This is a genomic window from Glutamicibacter sp. MNS18, from assembly GCF_026107515.2.
Taxonomy (GTDB): domain Bacteria; phylum Actinomycetota; class Actinomycetes; order Actinomycetales; family Micrococcaceae; genus Glutamicibacter.
Genome location: NZ_JAPCHW010000006.1, coordinates 293358 through 314805 on the forward strand (window position 1 = coordinate 293358; position 21448 = coordinate 314805).

Annotated in this window: 23 protein-coding genes and 1 pseudogene; 9 read left to right on the top strand and 15 right to left on the bottom strand. The window is 66.3% G+C overall.

All coding sequences use genetic code 11. The features are described from left to right. Window positions 1-83: 83 nt before the first annotated feature. From OK351_RS11170 to OK351_RS11190, 5 genes are read left to right on the top strand one after another with little or no spacing between them, the layout of a single operon-like run. Window positions 84-1475, top strand: a complete 1392-nt coding sequence (locus OK351_RS11170) for an MBL fold metallo-hydrolase (RefSeq protein WP_265158872.1) — start codon at window positions 84-86, stop codon at window positions 1473-1475. 31 nt (window positions 1476-1506) lie between these two features. Beyond that, window positions 1507-2109 (top strand): rhodanese-like domain-containing protein, encoded by a 603-nt coding sequence (locus OK351_RS11175; protein WP_265158874.1) that lies wholly within the window; start codon window positions 1507-1509, stop codon window positions 2107-2109. A gap of 13 nt (window positions 2110-2122) precedes the next feature. Next, entirely contained in the window at window positions 2123-3016 is an 894-nt protein-coding gene (locus OK351_RS11180; RefSeq protein WP_265158876.1) for a sulfite exporter TauE/SafE family protein, read from the top strand. Between the two features lie 24 nt (window positions 3017-3040). Beyond that, window positions 3041-3403, top strand: coding sequence for a thioredoxin (gene trxA / locus OK351_RS11185; protein ID WP_265158878.1), 363 nt, complete (start codon window positions 3041-3043; stop codon window positions 3401-3403). 46 nt (window positions 3404-3449) lie between these two features. Continuing rightward, window positions 3450-3728 carry a metal-sensitive transcriptional regulator gene (locus tag OK351_RS11190; protein ID WP_265158961.1) on the top strand — a complete coding sequence of 93 codons (279 nt, stop codon included), beginning with the start codon at window positions 3450-3452 and terminating at the stop codon, window positions 3726-3728. Window positions 3729-3961: 233 nt separating this feature from the next. Here OK351_RS11190 and OK351_RS11195 read toward each other — a convergent pair whose 3' ends face one another. Both OK351_RS11195 and OK351_RS11200 read right to left on the bottom strand, forming a co-directional pair. Further along, window positions 3962-4390: an acyl-CoA thioesterase gene (locus OK351_RS11195; RefSeq protein ID WP_265158881.1), complete on the bottom strand. Its 429-nt coding sequence runs from the start codon at window positions 4388-4390 to the stop codon at window positions 3962-3964. Window positions 4391-4431: 41 nt separating this feature from the next. Continuing rightward, window positions 4432-4794 (bottom strand): ArsR/SmtB family transcription factor, encoded by a 363-nt coding sequence (locus OK351_RS11200; RefSeq protein ID WP_265158883.1) that lies wholly within the window; start codon window positions 4792-4794, stop codon window positions 4432-4434. Between the two features lie 124 nt (window positions 4795-4918). Here OK351_RS11200 and OK351_RS11205 point away from each other — a divergent pair, with 124 nt between their 5' ends. Genes OK351_RS11205 through OK351_RS11220 form a run of 4 tightly spaced genes read left to right on the top strand, consistent with a single transcriptional unit; the run spans window position 4919 to window position 9815 of the window. Further along, window positions 4919-6742, top strand: coding sequence for an ABC transporter substrate-binding protein (locus OK351_RS11205; RefSeq protein ID WP_265158885.1), 1824 nt, complete (start codon window positions 4919-4921; stop codon window positions 6740-6742). Next, the gene (locus OK351_RS11210; RefSeq protein ID WP_265158887.1) at window positions 6651-7544 is read left to right on the top strand and encodes an ABC transporter permease; all 894 of its coding nucleotides are present in this window, start codon (window positions 6651-6653) and stop codon (window positions 7542-7544) included. The genes OK351_RS11205 and OK351_RS11210 overlap by 92 nt, the downstream gene beginning before the upstream one ends. Then, entirely contained in the window at window positions 7537-9144 is a 1608-nt protein-coding gene (locus tag OK351_RS11215; protein ID WP_265158889.1) for an ABC transporter permease subunit, read from the top strand. The genes OK351_RS11210 and OK351_RS11215 overlap by 8 nt, the downstream gene beginning before the upstream one ends. Further along, entirely contained in the window at window positions 9141-9815 is a 675-nt protein-coding gene (locus OK351_RS11220) for an ATP-binding cassette domain-containing protein (RefSeq protein WP_265158891.1), read from the top strand. Before OK351_RS11215 ends, OK351_RS11220 begins: the two co-directional genes overlap by 4 nt. Here OK351_RS11220 and OK351_RS11225 read toward each other — a convergent pair. The 13 genes and pseudogenes from OK351_RS11225 to adh all read right to left on the bottom strand — a co-directional run bounded on the left by OK351_RS11225 (window position 9812) and on the right by adh (window position 21436). Continuing rightward, window positions 9812-10702 (bottom strand): urease accessory protein UreD, encoded by an 891-nt coding sequence (locus tag OK351_RS11225; protein ID WP_265158893.1) that lies wholly within the window; start codon window positions 10700-10702, stop codon window positions 9812-9814. The genes OK351_RS11220 and OK351_RS11225 overlap by 4 nt on opposite strands. Further along, the gene (gene ureG / locus OK351_RS11230) at window positions 10702-11313 is read right to left on the bottom strand and encodes an urease accessory protein UreG (protein WP_265158895.1); all 612 of its coding nucleotides are present in this window, start codon (window positions 11311-11313) and stop codon (window positions 10702-10704) included. The genes OK351_RS11225 and ureG overlap by 1 nt, the downstream gene beginning before the upstream one ends. A gap of 49 nt (window positions 11314-11362) precedes the next feature. After that, window positions 11363-12058, bottom strand: coding sequence for an urease accessory protein UreF (locus OK351_RS11235; RefSeq protein ID WP_265158897.1), 696 nt, complete (start codon window positions 12056-12058; stop codon window positions 11363-11365). Continuing rightward, the gene (gene ureE, locus OK351_RS11240; protein ID WP_265158900.1) at window positions 12039-12512 is read right to left on the bottom strand and encodes an urease accessory protein UreE; all 474 of its coding nucleotides are present in this window, start codon (window positions 12510-12512) and stop codon (window positions 12039-12041) included. The genes OK351_RS11235 and ureE overlap by 20 nt, the downstream gene beginning before the upstream one ends. A 27-nt stretch (window positions 12513-12539) precedes the next feature. Further along, a complete protein-coding gene (gene ureC / locus OK351_RS11245; protein ID WP_265158902.1) occupies window positions 12540-14252 on the bottom strand; it encodes an urease subunit alpha in 1713 nt (570 codons plus the stop codon). 254 nt (window positions 14253-14506) lie between these two features. Beyond that, a pseudogene (locus OK351_RS11250) lies at window positions 14507-14803 on the bottom strand (urease subunit beta); the annotation flags it as partial. Window positions 14804-14818: 15 nt separating this feature from the next. After that, on the bottom strand, window positions 14819-15121 hold the full coding sequence (locus OK351_RS11255) for an urease subunit gamma (protein WP_265158906.1): 303 nt from the start codon (window positions 15119-15121) through the stop codon (window positions 14819-14821). 345 nt (window positions 15122-15466) lie between these two features. Next, the gene (locus OK351_RS11260) at window positions 15467-15871 is read right to left on the bottom strand and encodes an ectoine synthase (RefSeq protein WP_265158908.1); all 405 of its coding nucleotides are present in this window, start codon (window positions 15869-15871) and stop codon (window positions 15467-15469) included. Between the two features lie 48 nt (window positions 15872-15919). After that, window positions 15920-17188, bottom strand: coding sequence for a diaminobutyrate--2-oxoglutarate transaminase (gene ectB / locus OK351_RS11265; RefSeq protein ID WP_265158910.1), 1269 nt, complete (start codon window positions 17186-17188; stop codon window positions 15920-15922). Between the two features lie 147 nt (window positions 17189-17335). After that, on the bottom strand, window positions 17336-17878 hold the full coding sequence (ectA, locus tag OK351_RS11270; protein WP_265158912.1) for a diaminobutyrate acetyltransferase: 543 nt from the start codon (window positions 17876-17878) through the stop codon (window positions 17336-17338). A gap of 257 nt (window positions 17879-18135) precedes the next feature. Then, window positions 18136-18549: a DUF779 domain-containing protein gene (locus tag OK351_RS11275; RefSeq protein ID WP_265158915.1), complete on the bottom strand. Its 414-nt coding sequence runs from the start codon at window positions 18547-18549 to the stop codon at window positions 18136-18138. 182 nt (window positions 18550-18731) lie between these two features. After that, the gene (adhP, locus tag OK351_RS11280; RefSeq protein ID WP_265158916.1) at window positions 18732-19760 is read right to left on the bottom strand and encodes an alcohol dehydrogenase AdhP; all 1029 of its coding nucleotides are present in this window, start codon (window positions 19758-19760) and stop codon (window positions 18732-18734) included. A gap of 152 nt (window positions 19761-19912) precedes the next feature. Then, on the bottom strand, window positions 19913-21436 hold the full coding sequence (adh, locus tag OK351_RS11285; protein WP_265158918.1) for an aldehyde dehydrogenase: 1524 nt from the start codon (window positions 21434-21436) through the stop codon (window positions 19913-19915). Window positions 21437-21448: the final 12 nt, after the last annotated feature.

Below are 21448 nucleotides of genomic sequence, written 5' to 3' on the forward strand. Positions count from 1 at the left end.
AGGCATACCCCCACCCCTATTGTTGACATACCCCCGGGGGTATCTCTATGATGGGTGGAACACCACCGACAAAGGAGAATGAGATGCTGCTTGAACGCTTCTACGACGAGGACCTGGCCCAGGCCAGCTATTTCATCGGCTGCCAGGCCAAAGGCGAGGCCGTCGTGGTTGATCCCCGCCGCGACATCGCCGGCTACCTGGAGCTGGCCGCCAAGCACGGCATGAGCATCACCGCGGTAACCGAAACCCATATCCACGCCGATTACCTCTCCGGTACCCGCGAGCTGGCCGCCGCCACCGGTGCCGCCATGTACGTCTCCGGCGAGGGCGGCGTCGACTGGCAGTATGGCTTCGACGCCGAACGCCTGATGGATAGGGACACCATCACTCTGGGCAACATCACCCTCACCGCACGCCACACCCCCGGGCATACCCCCGAGCACCTTTCCTTCCTGGTCACCGACGGGGCCTTCAGCCCCGAGCCCGGATATTTGCTCTCCGGGGATTTCGTCTTCGCCGGGGACCTGGGCCGCCCGGATCTGCTCGATGAAGCCGCCGGCGGGGTGGACACCCGCTTTGCCGGAGCCCGCCAGCTATTCGCCTCGCTGCAGCAGGTCTTCCTCGAACTGCCCGACCATGTGCAGGTCCACCCCGCCCACGGTTCGGGCAGCGCCTGCGGCAAGGCCCTGGGTGCGGTACCTTCCACCACCGTCGGCTACGAACGCCAGTACGCCTGGTGGGCCAGCTATCTGGCGCAGGACAACGAGGAAGGGTTCGTGGCCGCACTGCTGGAAAACCAGCCGGATGCCCACGCCTACTTCGGGCGCATGAAACGGCAGAACCGTGACGGCGCCGCCATCCTCGGGCCGCTGGGCACGCTGCCGGAGCTGGCCCCGGAGCAGGTCAATGCCAGGCTTGCGGACGGAACCAGCGTTTTCGTGGACACCCGGGAACACACCCAGGTGCTGTCCGGCACGGTGGCCGGAGCACTGGCTATCCCCGGACCCGGGAAGATGGCCACCTTTGGAGGCTGGGCCTTCGATCCGGAACGTGACGGGCGCTCGCTGGTAGTGCTGGCCCGGGATGCCAAGCAGGCCGACGAAATGCGCGACCATCTGATCCGCGTAGGTATCGACAGGGTGGCCGGATACGCCACCACCCTGCACGGGCTGCCGGCGTTCACGCCACCGCAGGTCCATCCCCTTGAGCTGGGGTCCTTGGACTACGCCGCCCTGGTCGACGTGCGTAACCGGAACGAATACAACGATGGGCATATCCCCGGGGCCCGATGGCTCTCGGCCAGCCAGGCGCTGTGGAAACTCGACCAGCTGCCTCGCGACGGGGCGATCGTCACCTATTGCCAGGGCGGGACACGCAATGCCGTGGTGGCCAGCGCCCTGCGCGCCGCCGGTTACGACGTCGTTGAACTGGCCGGCAGCTACGCCGGCTGGCAGTCCCGTATGGCCACGGCCTAACCCGTCTTCGAGATAAGGAGAACCCAGGAACATGAGCAACACCATGAAGAGGATAAGTGCCCAGGAACTGAAGGCCCTGCTGGCCAATGGCTCCGGGGCCGCGATCTTGGATGTGCGCACCCCCGTCGAGTTCGGAGCATTGCATATCCCCGGATCGTACAACGTCCCGCTGGATCTGCTGCCCGAGCATGCCCATGACGTGACCCGGAACCTGGCCCGGCAGATCGTGCTGGTCTGCCAATCCGGCAACCGGGCCACACAAGCCCAGCAATGCCTGGTGGACATCGACATCGAGGGCGCCAGCGTACTGGTCGGCGGCATCGCCGCCTACGAGAAGGCCGGTGGCGAGGTGGTGCGTGGTTCACGACGCTGGGCCATGGACCGCCAGGTTCGCATGGCCGCAGGTGCCCTGGTGCTTGCCGGGTTCCTGGCCGGGAAGATCATCAACCCGAAACTGGGATACCTGCCCGCCGCCGTCGGCGCCGGTTTGGTCTTCTCGGCGGCCACCAACTCCTGCGCCATGGCCGGGGCCCTATCCCGGATGCCGTGGAACAGGGTGCGCCCGGTGGCCGGCAGCAACCCGCTGGCCGACACCCCGAATGCCGGCCAGCTGCTGGCCGGCAACACGAAGTAGAAGGAAGATCACCGTGGATCCGCTGGTCATCCTGGTCTTATTCGCCTCCGTGGTCGTCGGCCTCAGCCTCGGGCTGCTCGGCGGTGGCGGATCGATCCTGATGGTCCCGTTGCTGTCATATGTGGCCGGAATGGAAGCGAAACAGGCCATCGCCACCTCATTGTTCGTGGTGGCGGTGACATCCCTGTCCGGTCTGCTCGCACATGCCCGCGCCGGCAACATCCGGTGGGGCATCGGCACGGTTTTCGGGGTTTCGGGCATGGCCGGGGCCTTTCTGGGTGGGCTGCTTGGGGGCCGTCTACCGGGAACGGTACTGATGACCGCCTTCGCGCTGATGATGCTGGCCACCGCCGGCGCGATGTTGCGCGGACGCAGGCAGGTGAAGGGCCGGGTACATGCCAAACGTCCGGTGGGCCGCATCGTCATCGATGGGCTGGTAGTGGGACTGGTGACCGGGCTGGTGGGTGCCGGGGGCGGGTTCCTGGTGGTGCCGGCCCTGGTTCTCCTGGGCGGGTTATCCATGCCGTTGGCCGTGGGAACCTCACTGCTGGTGATCTCCGTGAAGTCCTTCGCCGGGCTGGCCGGGTATCTCTGGACCACCGCCATCGACTGGCCGCTGGCCTTGTCGGTGACGGCCGCGGCGATGGTCGGTTCGCTGGCCGGTGCCCGGTTGGCTTCCCGCATCCCGGAAGCCGCTCTGCGCAGGGGTTTCGGATACTTCGTCCTGGTGATGGGCGTCGTGGTCCTGGCCCAGGAACTGCCCCACCCCTTCGGTCTTCCGGTACTGGGAATCGGCCTGGCAGTGATCGCTGCACTGGTGCTGTGCACCACGGTCCCGGCCGTTGCCGCGCGCTGCCGGTGGCGGGGCAACCGGGCCCCAACCGACCCGGCCGCGGCACTCGATTAGTATCTATTGCAGTAAGGAAAGAAAATGATACCCCTGGAACTGACCGAAACGAACTTCGCCGAGGTGGTCAAGGCCCCCGGGATGGTGCTGGTGGATTTCTGGGCCGCCTGGTGTGGCCCATGCCGCCAGTTCGCCCCGGTGTTCGACCAAGCGGCGGAGCTGCATCCCGATGTCGTCTTCGGCAAGGTGAATACCGAAACCCAGCAGTCCCTGGCCGCGGCGGCGCAGATCACCTCGATCCCCACACTGCTGGCCTTCAAGGACGGGGTCATGGTCTCTTCCCGGCCCGGTGCGCTGGATCCGGCACGGCTCGAATCGCTGGTCACCTCGCTGAAGGAACTGGACATGGATGAGGTACGCTCCCGGATGCAGATTGCACCCCGGTAGCCCCCGAAGGATCCGGTCAATCCGATCACAACCCAAGGAGAGAATGATGCGCAACGCCGACGAGGCCACCCGCAAGAAGATCCTCAACCGGCTCAAGCGCGCCCGGGGCCAGCTTGATGCGGTGATCAACGCGGTCGAGGGCGAGGGCTCATGCCGTGATGTCGTGACCCAGCTGGCCGCGGTGTCCACCGCCCTGGATCGCGCGGGGTTCGCCATTGTCTCCACCGCCATGCAGCACTGCCTGATCGACCCGGAGAAGACCGCCGAGGAAGAAGACGGGTTGACCGTCGAGGAGCTGGAAAAGCTCTTCCTCTCTCTTTCGTAAAAATGGGCCATTGCCCGGAAAGGTGCATCGGATGTGCCGTCAAGTGAACTGCAGGATCTGCGGGAAGACGACGTGGGCTGGCTGCGGCCAGCATGTGGACTCGGTCATGGCCAACGTCCCGAAGTCCCGGCGTTGCCAGGGACATGAGCAGCCGGCGGGCCGGGGACTGTTCGCCAGGTTGTTCGGCAAGTAGCCCAACCACCGCACGGTACGAAGCCGGTAGCTGGGTCCAGCTACCGGCTTTGCTTTATCAACCGTCGTTGCAGCCATTCCCGTTCGGCCTCGTTCAGCGCCCGGGATGAGACCCCGTCGGCGGCCAGCGGCACCATCACCGCACTGCCGTCGAAGGCCACCGCCCCGTGCTGGTAGGCAATATGGCGGACCGTATACGACTTGGTCCCGATCCGGGACACCCCGACCCGCACGAACATCGCCGGCCCGTAGTGCAGCGGCCTGAGGTAGTCCACCTGGAGTGAGGCGACAACCGTCCCGTACTTCAGACGCTGTTCGTCGTTATCCGCACGGGACCAGCGGTAGCGGGCCTCCTCCATCAGGGTCACCACCCGCGCGTTGTTCACGTGCCCGAGTTTGTCCTCGTCACTCCATCGCAGCTGGATCTCGATATCCTGGCCGCCACTCACGGTACTGGTTTCATCAGTCAAGGAACCATTCCAGCAGAGCGCCGACGCAACCGGGAGTTTCGTTACTCCGTCCCGGGGTGCCGATGCTCCGGATGGAGGGCCGAATGAGGTGCGTCCATCTGGTGCAGCAGCTGGTGGACCCCCGGATGCACCAGCCGCCAGCGCCGGTACTTGCCATCGGGGCGCACATCCACCACTCCGGCCCGGCGCAGCGTGGCCAGCGCCTGGGTGACGGTATTGGCCGACAGCTCCGCCGCTTCGGCCAGCTGGCTCACCGAGGCTTCGGGGGCGGCATGCAAGGCCACCAGGATCTTCATCCGGGTCGCGTCGGCACACAGGGAGAAGACGTTGATCCATTCCGGGATCCGACCCTGCGCCTCCGCGACCGCGTTGGCGGCGATCCGACCCCGCTCAAGCTCCGCCATGGGCACCCCCGATTCCTGCCGCGGCCAATGCACCGGGCAGTGAACTTATCTGTTTGTCTAGACACATGTATCGTAGGAACGAACCCATCCAGACCCTCCAAACACGCCGAAAGGACCCTGCACCATGCGCCATGCGCTCCGACGCACCACACTGGCACTCTTACTTCCCATGGTACTGGCCGCGACCAGCTGCCAGGGTCCCGCATCGGGTACGGCCAGCGCGAACGACCGGCAGGTTGCCCTGCTCACCCCGGCACTGCCCGACACCCTGAACCCGCTGGCCGGCTTCGACAACAACGGCACCGGGAAGGTCAATGAATCGCTGTACACCCTGGAGGGCGAACCCGATAGCCTGCCCCGGATCGTGCCGCTGCTGGCCGCCGGGGAACCGCGGATTTCGACCGACGGACTGGCCTGGACCGTGGCCTTGCGTACCGATGTGGAGTTCAGCGACGGCAGCGGCTTCGATGCCCAGGATGTCGTGGCCAGCTTCCGGACGGTCATGGATCCGGCCAGCGCCTCGCCAATCGCCGGGACCCTGGAGAACCTTGCCGATGTCGAGGCGCTGGACGGGCACACCGTGCGGTTCACGCTCAAGGAGTCGCAGGTGTCGTTCGGAACGGCGCTGCTGATCGGCATCGTGCCCTCCGAGCTGGTGGAACCCGGTCAGCCGGTCGGCGAATCGCTGCTGAACCGCGAACCGGTGGGTACCGGCCCCTACCTGGTGGAAAGCTTCTCCGCCTCGCAGCTGGTGCTCACCGCCAATGCGCGGCACCATGCGGGGGCACCGGAGGTCGCCCGGGTCGTGTACGAGGCGGCGGAGGATGACAACGCCCGTTCGCAGCGCCTGGCCACCGGTGGTTTCACCGGCACCGTGCTCCCGCCCCGGCTGGCATTCGGCTACGCCGACCGTGAGGGATTCGAGGTCGTGAACGCGACTTCCGCTGACTGGCGCGGCATCTCCCTGCCTGCCGACCACCCGCTGACCGGGGATCCCACGGTCCGCCTTGCCCTGAATCTGGCGGTGGACCGCCGGCAGCTGATCGATGCCGTGCTGGCCGGGGCGGGTCGGGAAGCCCACACCTTCGTTCCCGCCGAATACGGTGAGGCGTACAACCCGGAGGCGGTGTTCGACCATGATCCGCAGCGGGCGATCCGGCTGCTGGAGCAGGCAGGCTGGAAGCCCGGGGCCGACGGCATGCTTGACAAGAACGGCCAGCCCGCGGAATTCACCATCATGTACAACCCCGGAGACATTCTGCGCCGGGACCTGTCATTGGCCCTGGCCTCCCAGCTGGAGCGGATCGGTGTGCGCGCCGCGGTCGAGGCAGCGACCTTCGACGAGGCCGAACCGCGGATCGACCAGGATGCGATCATGCTCGGCGGCGGGGACACCCCCTATGACGTGGATACCCAGCTCTACAAGATGCTGCATTCGAGCTACCCGCAGGCCGGCGCCTACTACGACAACCCGAGCCATTTCGCGTCCAAGGAGATGGACCGGGCCCTGCATACCGGGCGGACCAGTGTGGATCCCGCCTCCCGCCAGGCGGCCTACCGCAAGGTGCAGCAGCTCTACGCCGAGCAGCCCTCGATGCTGCTGATCGCCTTTGTCGACCATACCTATGTGCAGCGCAGCGACGTCCACGAAACCTGGAACACCACCGGTACGCTGCTTGAACCGCATGATCACGGCACCGCTTGGGCCCCTGGGTCAAGATCGGCGACTGGGCCCTGGCCCAATGAGCCGGCCCCTGAGGGTTGTCCGGCACCGTCGGTACCGTGTCGGGGCGGCTGCCGCGCTGGTGGGTCGGCGGATGCTGCTGGCGGTTCCGGTAACCGGTGTGGTGACCGCAGTGGTTTTCTGGTTGGCCTCGGTGGCCCCGTTCAACCCGTTGGCCGCCTACCTGGGCTCACGTTTCGAGCACACCGGGGTGCAGCAGCGTGAGGTGCTGGCCCGGCAGCTGGGCCTGGATCAGTCATGGTGGGGCATCTGGTGGCACTGGCTGGGCGGGGTGCTGCGCGGGGATTGGGGCCAGTCCCGGATGTACGGGCAACCGGTCGCCGAGGTGATGTCCGAACGGCTGCCCTATACCGGGCTGTTGGCGTTGTGCTCCCTGGCGCTGGCAATCGGGATTTCGCTGTTCCTGGCGCTGGCCTCGGGCCTGAACCGGGGCGGCTTCGCGGACCGATTGACCACGTTCCTGGCCCAGCTGGCGCAGGCGCTGCCCCCATTTGTGCTGGCCTTGATCGCCATTGCCGTTTTCGCCTTGCGGCTTGGGCTGCCGGCCGGCGGGGTTTCGGCGGCCGGGACGGCACCGGATGCCGTCTCGATCGCCGCCCACCTGGTGTTGCCGGCCGCCGTGCTGGCCATCAGCCTGTTGCCGTGGCTGGTGTTGAACCTGCGCGCTTCGGTGTTCGAGACGCTGGATTCCGATGCGGTGCTGGCCGCCCGGGGTCGCGGGGTTCACGGCCTGGCGTTGCTGCGCCACGAGGTGTTGCCGGTGGCCCTGCTGCCCTTCATCACGGTCATCGGTTCCCGGCTCGGCGAACTGGTCACCGGGGCGTTGCTGGTGGAAACCGTGTTCGCCTGGCCGGGGATCGCCTCGGCGGTGGTGGATGCCGCGATCGCCGGGGACTTCGCGTTACTCGCCGCGGTTACCGCCTGTTCCTGCCTGGCCGTGTTCGCCGGCAACGCCCTGGCCGATGCCGGTTACCTGCTGGCCGATCCGCGGGTGGCCGATGTCTAGATACCGTGTTCTGCCGTTGCTGGTGCTTGCCGGCGCCCTGCTCTTTGCGCTCGTTGTCCCGTTGGGCGACCCCGCCGCGGTCCATGCCGTGGATCTGGAGGCGGTGTACCTCGCCCCCGGTGCCGGTCACCCGTTCGGCACCGACCAGCTGGGCCGTGATGTGTGGGTCCGCTCCGCGCAGGCGCTGCGGCTGTCCCTGCTGCTGGCGTTGTTCTCGTCGGTGGCCTCCACCGTCATCGGTGTGGGAGTCGGGGTCGCCGCCGCGTCGGCGGGCGGGGTGTTGGACCGGGTGGCCATGCGGCTGATCGACACCGTCAACGCGGTGCCGCATCTGCTGCTGGGGGTGGTGGTGCTGGCACTCTGGCCGGGCAACTGGTGGGCCATCGTGGCCTCCATCGCACTGACCCATTGGACGCAGGTCGCCCGGATTGTCCGCGCGCGGCTGGTCGAGGTGCGCGAGGCCGAGTATGTGGCGCTATCCAGGGCCTGCGGCGCGAGCCCTGCGGCGATCTGGTTCACCCACCTGGTTCCCGCGGTCGCCCCGCAGGCGGCGATTGCCCTGGTGCTGCAATTGCCGCACGCCATCTGGCACGAGTCGGCGCTCTCCTTCCTGGGTGTGGGGTTGCCCCCGCAGTCTGCCTCATTGGGCCTGCTGCTGGAGGATGCCCGGGGCGGCATCCTCTCCGGTGCCTGGTGGTTGCTGGTATTCCCGGCGGCGCTGCTGGTGCTGGTCAGCTGGGCTGCCGCGGCCCTGGCCCATCCGGTGGGCTTCCGCCCGGCGGGGCCGAGGAGGGCCGCACGGCACATGCGGCGGGCACAGGCGGCCGCCGCCCGCCCTGCTGCGGGTCCTGGCGGGGCTTACCTGGCTACCGACGGGCTGACGGTGTGCGATCCGGCCCGGCCGGACAGACCGCCCCTGGTGCAGGAGGTGGACTACCTGGCACATCGCGGAGCGGTCAACATGATCCTGGGCCCCTCCGGGGCGGGCAAGAGCACGCTGCTGCGCGCCCTGTCCGGGTTGCTGTCCCCGCAACTGCAGGCCGATGGCCGGATCCTGGTGGACGGCCGGGCCCTGGGCCCCCGCGACCTGGCGGTTGAACGCGGGCGCCGGCTGGTGTTTGTTCCCGGCTCGGCGGCCACCGCGTTGAACCCGGTACGTAGCGTGGGTGCGGCCCTGGGCCGCGAGCGCCGGCGCCATGGGCTGGACGCTTCGATACCCGCCCTGGCCACCTCGCTGGCCGAACTCGACCTGGCCCCGCGGCTGCTGAACCACTACCCGCACGAGCTGTCCGGCGGGCAGGCCCAGCGTGTGGTGCTGGCCCTGGGCCTGGTGGCCGGGTGCGACATCCTGGTTCTTGATGAACCCACCTCCGCCTTGGACCCGGACAGCGCCGGCATCCTGCAGGGAGTGCTGCGCCGGCTGGCGGACACCGGATGCACCGTCATCATGGTCACCCACGACCAGCAGCTGGCCCAGCGGTTGGGTGATCGGGTGGCCTTGCTCGTGAACGGGCGGCTCACCGCGCAGGGAAGCGTCGCCGAGCTTCTGGGGCCACGGCGGATGCCGTCCGCCACGGAGCAGTCCGTGGAGGCCCTGTGAGCCTGCAGCTGGACGGGATCGGCTACCGTTACCCGAATACTGCCGGGACGGTCCTGGAGCAGCTGGACCTGCGGGTTGCCACCGGCCGCATCGTGGGAGTGAAGGGCCCTTCCGGATCCGGCAAGTCGACGCTGCTGCGTATCGCGGCACTAATGCAGTCTGCCGATACCGGAACCGTGTCCATTTCCGGGGAACGGGTGGACGCGGGGGCGCCGGTGAGCGCATCGCTGCGCCGCAGGATCGGCGTGGTCCCGCAATCCCCGCGGGCCGCCACCGATCCGCGGCTGAAGCTCGGGGCCGTGCTCGCCTCCCCGCTGGCGTTCCGGGACCGGGCCTGGCGTCCCCGGCAGGGAAGATACACCGCTGCCCTCCACCGCTGGTGCGAGCGGGTGGAACTGGATCCGGGGCTGCTGTCCCGCACCGCGGCGGAAGTCTCGGACGGGCAGTTGCAGCGGGTGCTGCTGGCCCGTGCACTGCTGCTGGATCCGGCGGTGCTGGTTTGCGATGAGCCGACGGCCCAATTGGACGGGCAGACCACCACCCTCATCCTGCGGCTGCTGGCGGAGCAGGCGGGCCGGGGCGCTGCGGTGTTGATCGCCTCCCATGACCGGCAGTCCCTGGAGTCGATCTGCCATGAGGTGGTGCAGCTGGGCAGCCTGCAGCGGAGCTAGTATTTGCGCAGGTTGACCGACTGCTGGCCGCGGAAACGGCGGCGCAGCTCGTTGGCGATACCCAGCAGTACCGCGTTGGTCGCCTCCGTGGAGTGCGAGAGCGTGCGCACCGCCACCCCCGGGAATCCGGTGACGGAAATCCCCACGTGGACCGTGCTGCGCTGGTCACCGGCGATCCGGTAGGCCAACTCCCGCAGCTGTTCGGCCAGTTCCCGGTCGATCCGGGCATCAACCGCCAGCATCATGCCCACATGGGTATAGTCCTGCAGGAACAGCAGCGAATCCAGCGAATCGGCCCCGGGTTCGACCCGGAGGTTGTCCAGCAGCACCAGCTCACCGTCCACACTGACCTCGGTGCGCAGCCGCAGCCGTTCGTAGCGGAACAGGGTTCCGTCCGGGCTCCAGCCCGGGGTGAGCACCTCGCAAAGCACCAGCGAGGCATCGGCTGCCATCTCGATGCTCGTTTCCTGGCGGTAGCTGGCCTGGCGGTAGGCGATCAGCTGGTCCGGCAGGTACTCCAGCACCGCCCCGGCACCCAGGCGCAGCACCATCCGCTGGATGGCTTCGCCCTGCGGGGTGCGGTACACCTTGGTGGCGGATTGGGTGGTCAACAGCAGGCTGCTGCCCGCGGCGACCTCGACCTCGATCCCGTACCGGTCGGCACCCAGATAGCCGCCGCCGGGGTTCACTATCGTGTAGCACACCTGGGCGCTGTCATCCAGGTAGTGCGGCCGCAGCACCCGCAAGGCGCCCTGGTGGTACTGGGCGGTGGCGATATCCTTTCCGGCGCGCCGTCCGACCTGTAGCCGCAACTCCCCCACGGGTTTGTCGCCGGCGAACGGGGAGGGGCCCAGCTGGCTTCCGGTATACCGGGTCCGTGTGGCCACTACCCCAGGTCCACCATCAGCACGTCGTGCTTGAGCCAGTTGATGACCTGCTCAAGCCCGTCATCGGTTTTCAGGTTGGTGAAGCAGAAGGGTTTGTCCCCGCGGAACTGCTTCGAATCGGATTCCATGACCGACAGGTCGGCACCGACATAGGGGGCCAGGTCGGTCTTGTTGATGATGAACAGGTCCGACTTGATCATTCCCTGGCCGGCCTTGCGGGGGATCTTCTCCCCCTGCGCCACGTCGATGATGTAGATCGAGAAATCCACCAGTTCCGGGGAGAAGGTCGCCGACAGGTTGTCTCCCCCGGATTCGACGAAGATCACTTCCAGGTCCGGGTGCTTGTCCTTCAATTCGTCGATGGCCGCCGAATTCATCGAGGTGTCTTCGCGGATCGCGGTGTGCGGGCAACCGCCGGTTTCGATGCCCACGATCCGATCCAGCGGCAGGACCCCGTTGGCGGCCAGGATCTTGGCATCCTCGATGGTGTAGATGTCATTGGTGATCGCCGCCATCGACACCTGCCCGTCCAGGGCACGCGTGATGCGTTCGATCAGCTGCGTTTTTCCGGCGCCAACTGGCCCGCCAACGCCAATGCGGATGGGTTCCATACTGCACTCTCCTAGAAGTGTCGTGGCGGCCGCTTGGCGGCCACCGTGGTCAGGACATGAACATGCGCGCCCGCAGGTGCTCGTGGCGCATTTGGGCGATTTCCAGCCCGGGGGCCGCCGTACCCAGATCCTGCAGGTCCATCCCGAAGATCCTCTCGGTCGCCTGCCTGACCGGGGTATGCATCGACCGCAGCACCCGTTGCCCGGCGTTCTGGCCCAACGGGATGGCCCGGATCGCGTTCTGGGTCAGGCCGGTGACGGTGGAGAACAGGTAGCCGGCCACGGTATCGGCCACCGGTGCACCGGCACCCTTGGCCCCCAGCGCGAACCCGATCCCGGGATGCCCGTGGCATTGACCGGCACGCACCTGCTGCGCGTACTGCTCCAGTTCCGGGGTGGGGAACACCGCGGTGGCCACCGCCAGCATCCGGGCGCCCATCTTGGTGCCGGCTTCCCGCAATTGCCGCGGCAGCGCGGCGGCGTGGATCATCCGATCCAGCCGGGCGATCTGGGCCCCGGTGTCGGCTTCATGCGCCAGGCGCACCACCAACCCGTCGGTGTAGCTCAGCGACTGGCCCAGGAAGAGTCCCAGCCAGTGCGCGAAACTGTGCTCGTCATGCACCGTTCCGTCCTCGATATAGCTTTCAAGGCCGAAGGAATGGCTGAAGGCGCCGGTGGGCAGTGCCGAGTCGGACAGCTGCAGCAGCGCGAGCAGGTGGCCGGCGCTAGTGGGTGTGTTCGGCATGGCGGAACGGAACCGGCATGACACGATCTTGCCGCTGGTAGCTGGTGCCGTGGTGCTTGAGGAAATCCTCCACGGTGTGGTCGTATTGCACCACCATCACCTCGGCGGCGTAGTCGGAGTCGGTGCCGAAGAACTGGGCCTGCAGGTGCCGGTTGCCCAGGGCGTGGGCCACCTGCCCCATTTCCAGGATGCTGCCCGGGGATATCACCAGCACATCGGTGGGCAACACCGACACGGTGATCAGTTCGGTGTCGGACAGGTACAGGATGTCCCCGTCACGCAGATCCGGGCCGGGGGCCAGGCGGATGCCCAGTTCCCGCCCGTGATCGGTGCTCACCCGCTGGATCCGCTTGACCAGGTCGCTGCTGGGCAGCACGACCTTCTCCTGGTGCCGGCCGGCATATGCCGGGGCGGGAAGCTCGTGGATGTTGCCCACGAGTTCTTGGATAATCATCGGTCTCCTTGCCGTGGATTGTGGTCTCTAGAACAGGAAGTAACGCTGCGCCATGGGCAGCACCTCGGAGGGCTCGCAGGTGGCGACCTCGCCGTCCACGGTGACCGTGTAGGTCTGCGGGTCCACCTGGATGTCCGGGGTTTGTCCGTTGTGCTTCAGATCCGCCTTGGTCAGCTCGCGGATGCCGTGGACCGGGCGGATGACCTTGCGCAGCCGCAACCGTTCGGGTACACCTTCCTCGATCGCCGCCTTGGAAAGGAAGGTGATCGACGAGCTGTGCACGGCACTGCCCAGGGCGCCGAAGTTCGGGCGCAGGGTCCGCGGTTGCGGGGTGGGGATCGAGCCGTTCGCATCCCCCATGATCGACTGGACGATCTGCCCGCCCTTGATCACCATTTCCGGTTTCACCCCGAAGAACGCCGGATCCCACAGCACCAGGTCGGCGAATTTCCCCTCCTCGATACTGCCGATCGAGTCCGCGATCCCGTGGGCGATGGCCGGGTTGATGGTGTACTTCGCGACATAGCGCTTGAGCCGGGCGTTGTCCCCGACCTGCCCGTCGCCCTCCAGCTTGCCGCGCTGGCGTTTCATCGCATCGGCGACCTGCCAGGTGCGCAGCACCACCTCACCGACCCGGCCCATGGCCTGGGAATCCGAGGAGGTGATCGAGAAGACGCCCAGGTCATGCAGGACGTCCTCGGCGGCGATGGTCTCGGCGCGGATGCGCGAATCGGCGAAGGCCACGTCCTCGGGGATGTCGGCGTTCAGGTGGTGGGCGACCATCAGCATGTCCAGGTGCTCGTCCACGGTGTTGGTGGTGTACGGCAGGGTCGGGTTGGTCGAGGCCGGAAGCACATTGGGCAGCCCGGCCATGCGGATGATATCCGGGGCGTGGCCGCCGCCGGCCCCCTCGGTGTGGAAGGTGTGGATCACCCGGCCGTCGATGGCCGTGATGGTGTCCTCCACGAAACCGCATTCGTTCAGGGTGTCTGCGTGGATGGCAATCTGCACATCGAACTCGTCAGCGACCTTCAGCGAATTGTCGATCGAGGAGGTGGTGGCTCCCCAGTCCTCGTGGATTTTCAGCCCGATGGCGCCCGCGCGGATCTGCTCGGCCAACGGGGCACGGTCACTGGCATGCCCCTTGCCCAGCAATCCGATGTTGATCGGCAGCCCTTCAACGGCCTGCAGCATCCGGGAGATATGCCACGGACCGGGGGTCACGGTGGTCGCCTTGGAGGCATCCGAGGGTCCTGCGCCGCCTCCGATGAGGGTGGTGGTCCCGGCGGCCAGCGCCACCGGGACCTGGTCCGGTGAGACGAAGTGGATGTGGGTGTCGATGGCCCCGGCGGTGAGGATCTTGTGTTCCCCGGCGATCACGTCGGTGGCCGCCCCGATCACGATGTCCACCCCGTCGGAGATGTCCGGGTTGCCCGCCTTGCCGATCTTGAAGATGTGCCCGTCGCGCAGGGCCACATCGGCCTTGTAGATCCCGGTGTAGTCCAGCACCACCACATTGGTGATCACGGTGTCCGGCACGTCCTGGTCACGGGTCAGCCGGCCGTTCTGGCCCATCCCGTCACGGATCACCTTGCCGCCGCCGAAGACCACTTCCTCCCCGTAGGTGGTGTGGTCGTGCTCGATCTCCGCGAAGAGGCCGGTATCGGCCAGGCGGATGGCATCCCCGGTGGTCGGACCGTACATTTCCGCATATTGCCTGCGGGAGAGTTCAAAAGCCATCCCTAGTCCTCCTTCTCTTCGCCCTCGGCCTGCTGCCGGGCTTCTTCGGCACGGCGCGTCTCATGCGGCTGTGGTGGCAGGTTCTCGTCCACGGGATCCACACCGAAGGTGGTGTGGAAACCCACCGTGGTTTCGCCCTGGTTGGGCAGGTCGATATCGTAGTCCTCGATCACGTCGGCTTCCACCACCGGGTCGATACCGGCGGTTCCGCCGATGGCCTCGGTTTCCACCACCGGCACGGTGCGCCCCACCGGGCCGTTGATCCGGTCCTGGAAACCGTGCACCTGGCGGGCACCGGAGTACTCGACCAGGTGAACGGTCCGGGCGTCGCCCGGTTCGAAACGCACGGCCGTTCCGGCCGGGATGTCCAGCCGGAAGCCGCGGGCGGCAACCCGGTCGAAGTCCAGATCCGGGTTGACCTCGGCAAAGTGGTAGTGGGACCCGACCTGGATGGGGCGGTCCCCCCGGTTGACCAGGTTCAGCACGCGGGTCTGTTGCTGTTGGTTGCAGGCGACGGGTTCATCGCGCAGGATGTACTCTCCCGGTTTCATGGTTCCTCCAGGCCGCTAGCGGATCGGGTTGTGGACGGTGACCAGTTTGGTCCCGTCGGGGAAGGTCGCTTCGACTTGGACATCGGCGATCATCTCCGCCACCCCGTCCATGACGTCTTCGCGGGTCAGGACGGTGGTGCCATAGCTCATCAGTTCCGCCACGGTGCGACCGTCCCTGGCCCCCTCGATGAGTTCGTAGGTGATGATCGCTACGGCCTCGGGATGGTTGAGCTTCAGGCCACGTTCCTGACGTCGGCGGGCCAGGTCGGCGGCGACAACCACCATGAGCTTTTCATGCTCCCGGGGGGTTAAATGCATCGACAATCTCCTAGTTCTCATCAACGTTTCGGCCGCTGGATATCGTGCAGCACAACCGATAGGGAAAACCGCGGAATTGCAGTTAAGGCCTAGGATAGCAGAGCCCCGATCGAAGCACGCGCCGGCGCTTCGAGCGGCTCATCACGCCGCCTGTGCCGCCCATACCCCTCTGTCAGATACGGTTTTGGGGCAACCCGCCGCGGCGATGCCGCGGGGTGCGCGCCACGACCCCGATACCTGTGGCCCGCCGCACCAGGAGCACTGTGCCGGCCCCCTTTTCGGGGACCGGCACAGTATCGGAGCCCGTGGTGCACGGGCGGGTTCGCGGGATCAGCCCTCTGCGGATCAGCTACCGGAGGCGCTGTCCTGGAGGACCAGCGGATATACCCCGTTCTCGTCGTGGATTTCCCGTCCGGTGACCGGCGGGTTGAACACGCAGGCCATGCGCAGCTCGCTGGTGGCGCGCACGGTGTGCTTTTCGTGTCCGTCCAGCAGGTACATGGTGCCGTCGCGCAACTCGTGCACCTCGCCGGTTTCCTCGTTGGTCAGCGTCCCCTCGCCCTGTACGCAGTACACCGCCTCGATGTGGTTGGCGTAGTGGAACGTCGAGGTGGTTCCGGCGTAGATCACGGTGTCATGGAAGGAGAAGCCCACCCCCTCCCCGGCCAGCACCATGCGGCGGCTGCGCCAGGTCTCCGAGGTGATATCACGGTCGGTGTCGTTCAGGTCGTTCAGATTGGTGACCAGCATGCTGGGTCCTCCTGGGTTGGATTGGTCGGGTAGGTGGTGTGGGGTGGATCAGGCCGATGCCAGCTCCGGGGAGCCGACGGCGCTGCGTACCGCCGCGGCGAGGATGTCCAGTCCGCGGGTGAGCTCCTCGTCGGTGACGGTCAGTGGCGGCATGATCTTGATGACCTCGTCCTCCGGGCCCGAGGTTTCCACCAGCAGCCCGTTGGCAAAGGCCTCTGCGGCCACCGCGGACGCCGATTCAAGGTCGGGGAAGACGATTCCGGCCAGCAGGCCTCGGCCGCGGACACCCGCACCGGGTACGGTGCCGGCGATCTGCTCCAACCCACGGTGCAGGGTGTCGATCTTGCCACCCAGTTGCCGCTGGAATTCCCCGTCCGCCCAATAGGTGCGCAACGCCGCGGTGGCGGTGACAAAGGCCGGGTTGTTGCCGCGGAAGGTCCCGTTGTGCTCACCGGGTTCCCAGACATCCAGGTCCGGGCGGAACAGCGTCAATGCCATCGGCAGGCCGTAGCCGGAAATCGATTTGGAGACGCAGACGATATCCGGTTCGATCCCGGCGTCCTCGAAACTGAAGAAGGTTCCGGTGCGCCCGCAGCCGGCCTGGACGTCATCGACGATCAGCAGGATGTCATGGCGCTTGAGCAGGGCCGCCAGACCGCGCAACCATTCGGTGCGTGCGGCCCGCAGTCCGCCCTCGCCCTGCACGGTCTCCACGATCACGGCGGCGGGTTTGTCCACGCCCGAACCGGAGTCCTCAAGCACCCGCTCCAGCCACATGAAGTCGGCGACGGATCCGTCAAAGTAGTCGTCGTACGGGATCTTGGAACTGTTGGTCAGCGGGATGCCGGCGCCCCGGCGCTTGAGCGAATTGCCGGTCACCGACAGCGACCCGAGGGTCATGCCATGGAACGCGTTGGTGAAGGAGAGGATATGTTGGCGACCGGTGACCTTGCGGGCCAGTTTCAGGGCCGCCTCCACGGTGTTGGTGCCGGTCGGGCCGGGGAACATCACCTTGTAGTCCAGATGGCGGGGCTTGAGGATCAAATCCTGGAAGGTTTCCAGGAACTCGCGCTTGGCCGGGGTCATCATATCCAAGGAGTGCACCACCGCCCCGCTGGCCAGGTATTCCAGCAGCGGGGCGCTGAGCGCGGGGTTATTGTGCCCGTAGTTCAGCGCACCGGCACCGGAGAAGAAGTCCAGGTACTCGGTACCGTCCTCCGTTATCTGGGTGGCCGCGTTGGCGTGCGTGAAGACAACGGGCCAGCTGCGGCAATAGCTGCGGACCGAGGACTCCAGGGTGTCGAAAATGCTGTTCATGGTTGTTTTCCCTTCCATTGGGGTACGTCAAAGTGGCGCCAGCTCCCCAGGGAGGCTGGTCGCAAAGCGGGATTGCTGGTGCTGCGGCGGGTAGTCGGGAGGGCTCCGGCTGGAAGCGGTGCTCCGTGGGGTGCCTGGCTGATGCAGCTAGGAGCTGGTCTCGGCCAGCTCCGGTTCGGGGGTCTTGAGCCCCTGGCCTATCGGGCCGATCCGGTACAGGAATTCGGTGTCGTGCGCATCGGGGTACAGCTCGGCGGTGAACAGTGCGGAACGTTCCACACCGGCGTCGCGGCGTGCGGCGAAACGGGTGAACAACCGGTTCGAGGCCGCGTTGTCATCGGTGATTGTGGTTTCCAGGTACGACGCACCGCACCGTGCGGCCAGCTCGTCGAGCATGGTCGCGGCCAGGCCACGGCGCTGGAAGTCGGCGCCCACGGCGACCTGCCACACCATCAAGGTGTCGGGGGCGTCGGGGCGCAGGTAGCCGGTGACGAAGCCGGCCGGAACCCCGTCGATCTCGGCGATGAGCGAGGTGCCGGAAAAGTCGCGGCACCAGAGCAGGTAGGCGTAGGAGGTGTTCACATCCAGCACCTGGCTGGCGTGGGCCAGCTGCCATAGGGCCTGGCCGTCGGATAGGACTGGGTGGCGGAATGTTGCCTCGGACATTGAGTTTTCGAGTTCTTCAACCATCCCTTCCAACGTAACGAACTGAGCGGAGATCTCAACCGCGGTTCGGGCGACTTGACACGTCTCGCCCACTGGCGGACCCCGTGGGCGCTGGAGGGTATCCCAGAAGGCACTAGGCATGCGGCGTTGTTGCGGGTGCCTCCGAAACACCCGCAACACCGTTACCATTTTGTTATATTACGTTGCCTTCCGGGGCCCTTCTGGTGCCCCGGGAGGAGCAGGACACCGTTCCCGGCCGGGTCCGGCAGCACAACACGGCATCAGGCAGTGGGGAATTCGATGACCTCGCTGCGGATCAAGAACCGCTTGCCTTCGGGGGCCTCCACGGAGAACCCGGAACCGCGTCCGTCGACCACATCCACAGTCAGCCTGGTGTGCTTCCAGTACTCGAACTGCTCCTTGGACATCCAGAAATCGATGCTGCCCAGCTGTTGGCCCGCTTCATCCGCGAGGTCAAGTACCCCGAGCCGGATATCCGCGTCGCCGGTCTTGAACTCCCCGGCCGGGTAGCACATCGGCGAGGAACCGTCGCAACAACCTCCGGACTGGTGGAACATCAACGGTCCGTGGATATTCCACAGCTTGCGCAGCAACTCCAGGCACTGCCCGGTAAAGGCCACCCGGGAGAACTCCTCCCCGGCAATCGTGGCTCGTGTCTCGGTGATGGTACTCATTGCGTGCTCCTACCGTGTCTCGGCACTGTCCGGCATGGCCGGTACCTGCCAGTGTCCTACTTTTCCCACCGCGAGTCCATGGCCCCACGGGCCAGGAGGCGGTACCGGTTAAGCCCCGTAGCCCGGGCGGCCACGCAAGGGTTGCGCGCCGTCCGGGCTGCGGGGCTTGGGGGTTCCGGGGTTTACTTGGCGGTGTAGTCGATGACCACCCGGCCATCGATCTTCGCGTGCCGCATCTCGTCGAAGACCGCGTTGATGTCCTCCAGCGGCCGGGTGTGGAAGGTCGGCTTGATCTTGCCGGCCGCGTAGAACTCCAGGGCCTCGATCATGTCCTGCCGGGTGCCGACGATCGACCCGCGGATGGTCAGCCCCTTGAGCACGATGTCGAAGATCGGGGCCGGGAAGTCGCCGGCCGGCAGGCCGTTGAACACGATGGTCCCGCCGCGGCGGGTCATCCCGATGGCCTGCCCGAAGGCTGCCGGGTGCACGGCGGTGACCAGGACGCCGTGGGTGCCGCCGATCTTCTCCTGGATCACCTCGGCCGGGTCCTGCGCGAAGGCGTTGACGGTCAGTTCGGCACCGTGCTTGGTGGCCAGGGCCAGCTTCTCGTCGGCCACGTCGATGGCGACCACGCGCATGCCCATGGCCACCGCATACTGCACGGCGATGTGGCCCAGGCCGCCGATGCCCGAAATGGCAACCCATTGCCCGGGGCGTACCCCGGTCACTTTCAGGCCCTTGTAGACGGTGACCCCGGCGCAGAGCACGGGGGCGATCTCGTGCGGATCGGATCCCTCGGGGATGTGGGCGGCGAACTTGGCGTCGACAAGCATGTACTGCCCGAAGCTGCCGTCAACGGAGTAGCCGCCGTTGGTCTGCGCTTCACACAGTGTTTCCCAGCCGGTACGGCAGAATTCGCAGCTTCCGCAGGCGCTGGCCAGCCAGGCGTTGCCGACCAGGTCCCCGACCTTGACCTCGGTGACCCCTTCCCCGACCTTTTCCACGGTGCCCACGCCTTCGTGGCCCGGGATCAGCGGCAAATGGGGTTTGACCGGCCAGTCGCCTTCGGCGGCGTGCAGGTCGGTGTGGCAGACACCGGAGGCGATCAGCTTCACCAGCACCTGGCCTGGTCCCGGCTCCGGAATGGTGGTGTCCTTGACCTGGAATTCCTGGCCAAAGCCCTCGACGATTGCGGCTTTCATGGTAGTCATAGTGCTCTTCCTTTGGATGGCATTCGAAGGCGTGGAGCAGGAGCGGCAGGCCGCGGAAATGAGGCTAATCGAACCGCGGTGTCCGCCCGGTGACCCCACGCCTTCGAGGTCTGTCAAAACTGGGATATTGCGCTGCGTGGTGGGTATCGGGTTTAGAAGAAACCGAGCTTGTTCTCGGAGTAGGAGACCAGCAGGTTCTTGGTCTGCTGGTAGTGGTCCAGCATCATCAGGTGGTTCTCCCGACCGATGCCGGAGGACTTGTAGCCCCCGAAGGCCGAGTGCGCCGGGTAGGCGTGGTACTGGTTGACCCAGACGCGTCCGGCCTGGATGGCCCGTCCGGCACGGTAGGCGGTATTGCCTTCCCGGCTCCAGACGCCGGCACCCAGTCCGTACAGGGTGTCGTTGGCGATGGAGATCGCGTCGTCGTAGTCCTTGAACCTGGTTACGGCAACGACCGGTCCGAAGATCTCCTCCTGGAAGATGCGCATGTTGTTGGTGCCCTCGAAGATGGTCGGCTGCACATAGTAGCCGCCTTCCAGCTCGCCGCCGAGTTCCGCACGGGAACCGCCGGTGAGCACCTTGGCGCCTTCGGACTTGCCGATATCCAGGTAGGAGAGGATCTTCTCCAGCTGGTCATTCGAGGCCTGGGCCCCCATCATGGTTTCGGTGTCCAGCGGGTTGCCCTGCTTGATGGCCTGCGTCCGGGCCACCACCTTTTCCATGAATTCGCCGTAGATGCTTTCCTGGACCAGGGCGCGCGACGGGCAGGTGCACACCTCGCCCTGGTTCAGGGCGAAGAGGGTGAAGCCTTCCTGGGCCTTGTCGTAGAACGCGTCGTCCTTCGACGCGACATCCTCGAAGAAGATGTTCGGGGACTTGCCTCCGAGTTCCAGGGTGACCGGGATCAGGTTCTCGCTGGCGTACTGCATGATCAACCGGCCGGTGGTGGTCTCACCGGTGAAGGCGATCTTGCGGATGCGCTTGTTGGAGGCCAACGGCTTACCGGCTTCGACACCGAAACCGTTGATGATATTCAGCACGCCGGCCGGAAGCAGGTCGCCGATGAGTTCGGCCAGGACCAGGATACTGGCCGGGGTCTGCTCGGCCGGCTTGAGCACCACGGCGTTGCCGGCCGCCAGGGCCGGAGCCAGCTTCCACACGGCCATCAGGATCGGGAAGTTCCAGGGGATGATCTGGCCAACCACGCCCAGTGGCTCATGGAAGTGGTAGGCGGTGGTGTCATCGTCCAGTTGCGACAGGCTGCCTTCCTGGGCACGGATGGCCCCGGCGAAGTAGCGGAAGTGGTCCACTGCCAGCGGCAGGTCGGCGTTCAGGGTCTCACGTACCGCCTTGCCGTTGTCCCAGGATTCGGCCACGGCCAGCATCTCGAGGTTCTGCTCGATCCTATCGGCGATCTTGTTCAGGATCACCGCGCGTTCGGCCGGACTGGTCCTGCCCCAGGCCGGGGCAGCCGCATGGGCGGCATCCAGGGCGGTTTCAACATCCTCCGCGGTGGATCGGGCCACCTCGCAGAAGGACTTTCCGGTGATCGGGGTGACGTTCTCGAAGTACATTCCCTTGACAGGAGCAACCCATTGACCGCCAATGTAGTTCTCGTAGCGCGACTTGAAATTGACTACTGCTCCGTCGGTGTTCGGGTTTGCATAGACAGTCATGGCTGTACGACT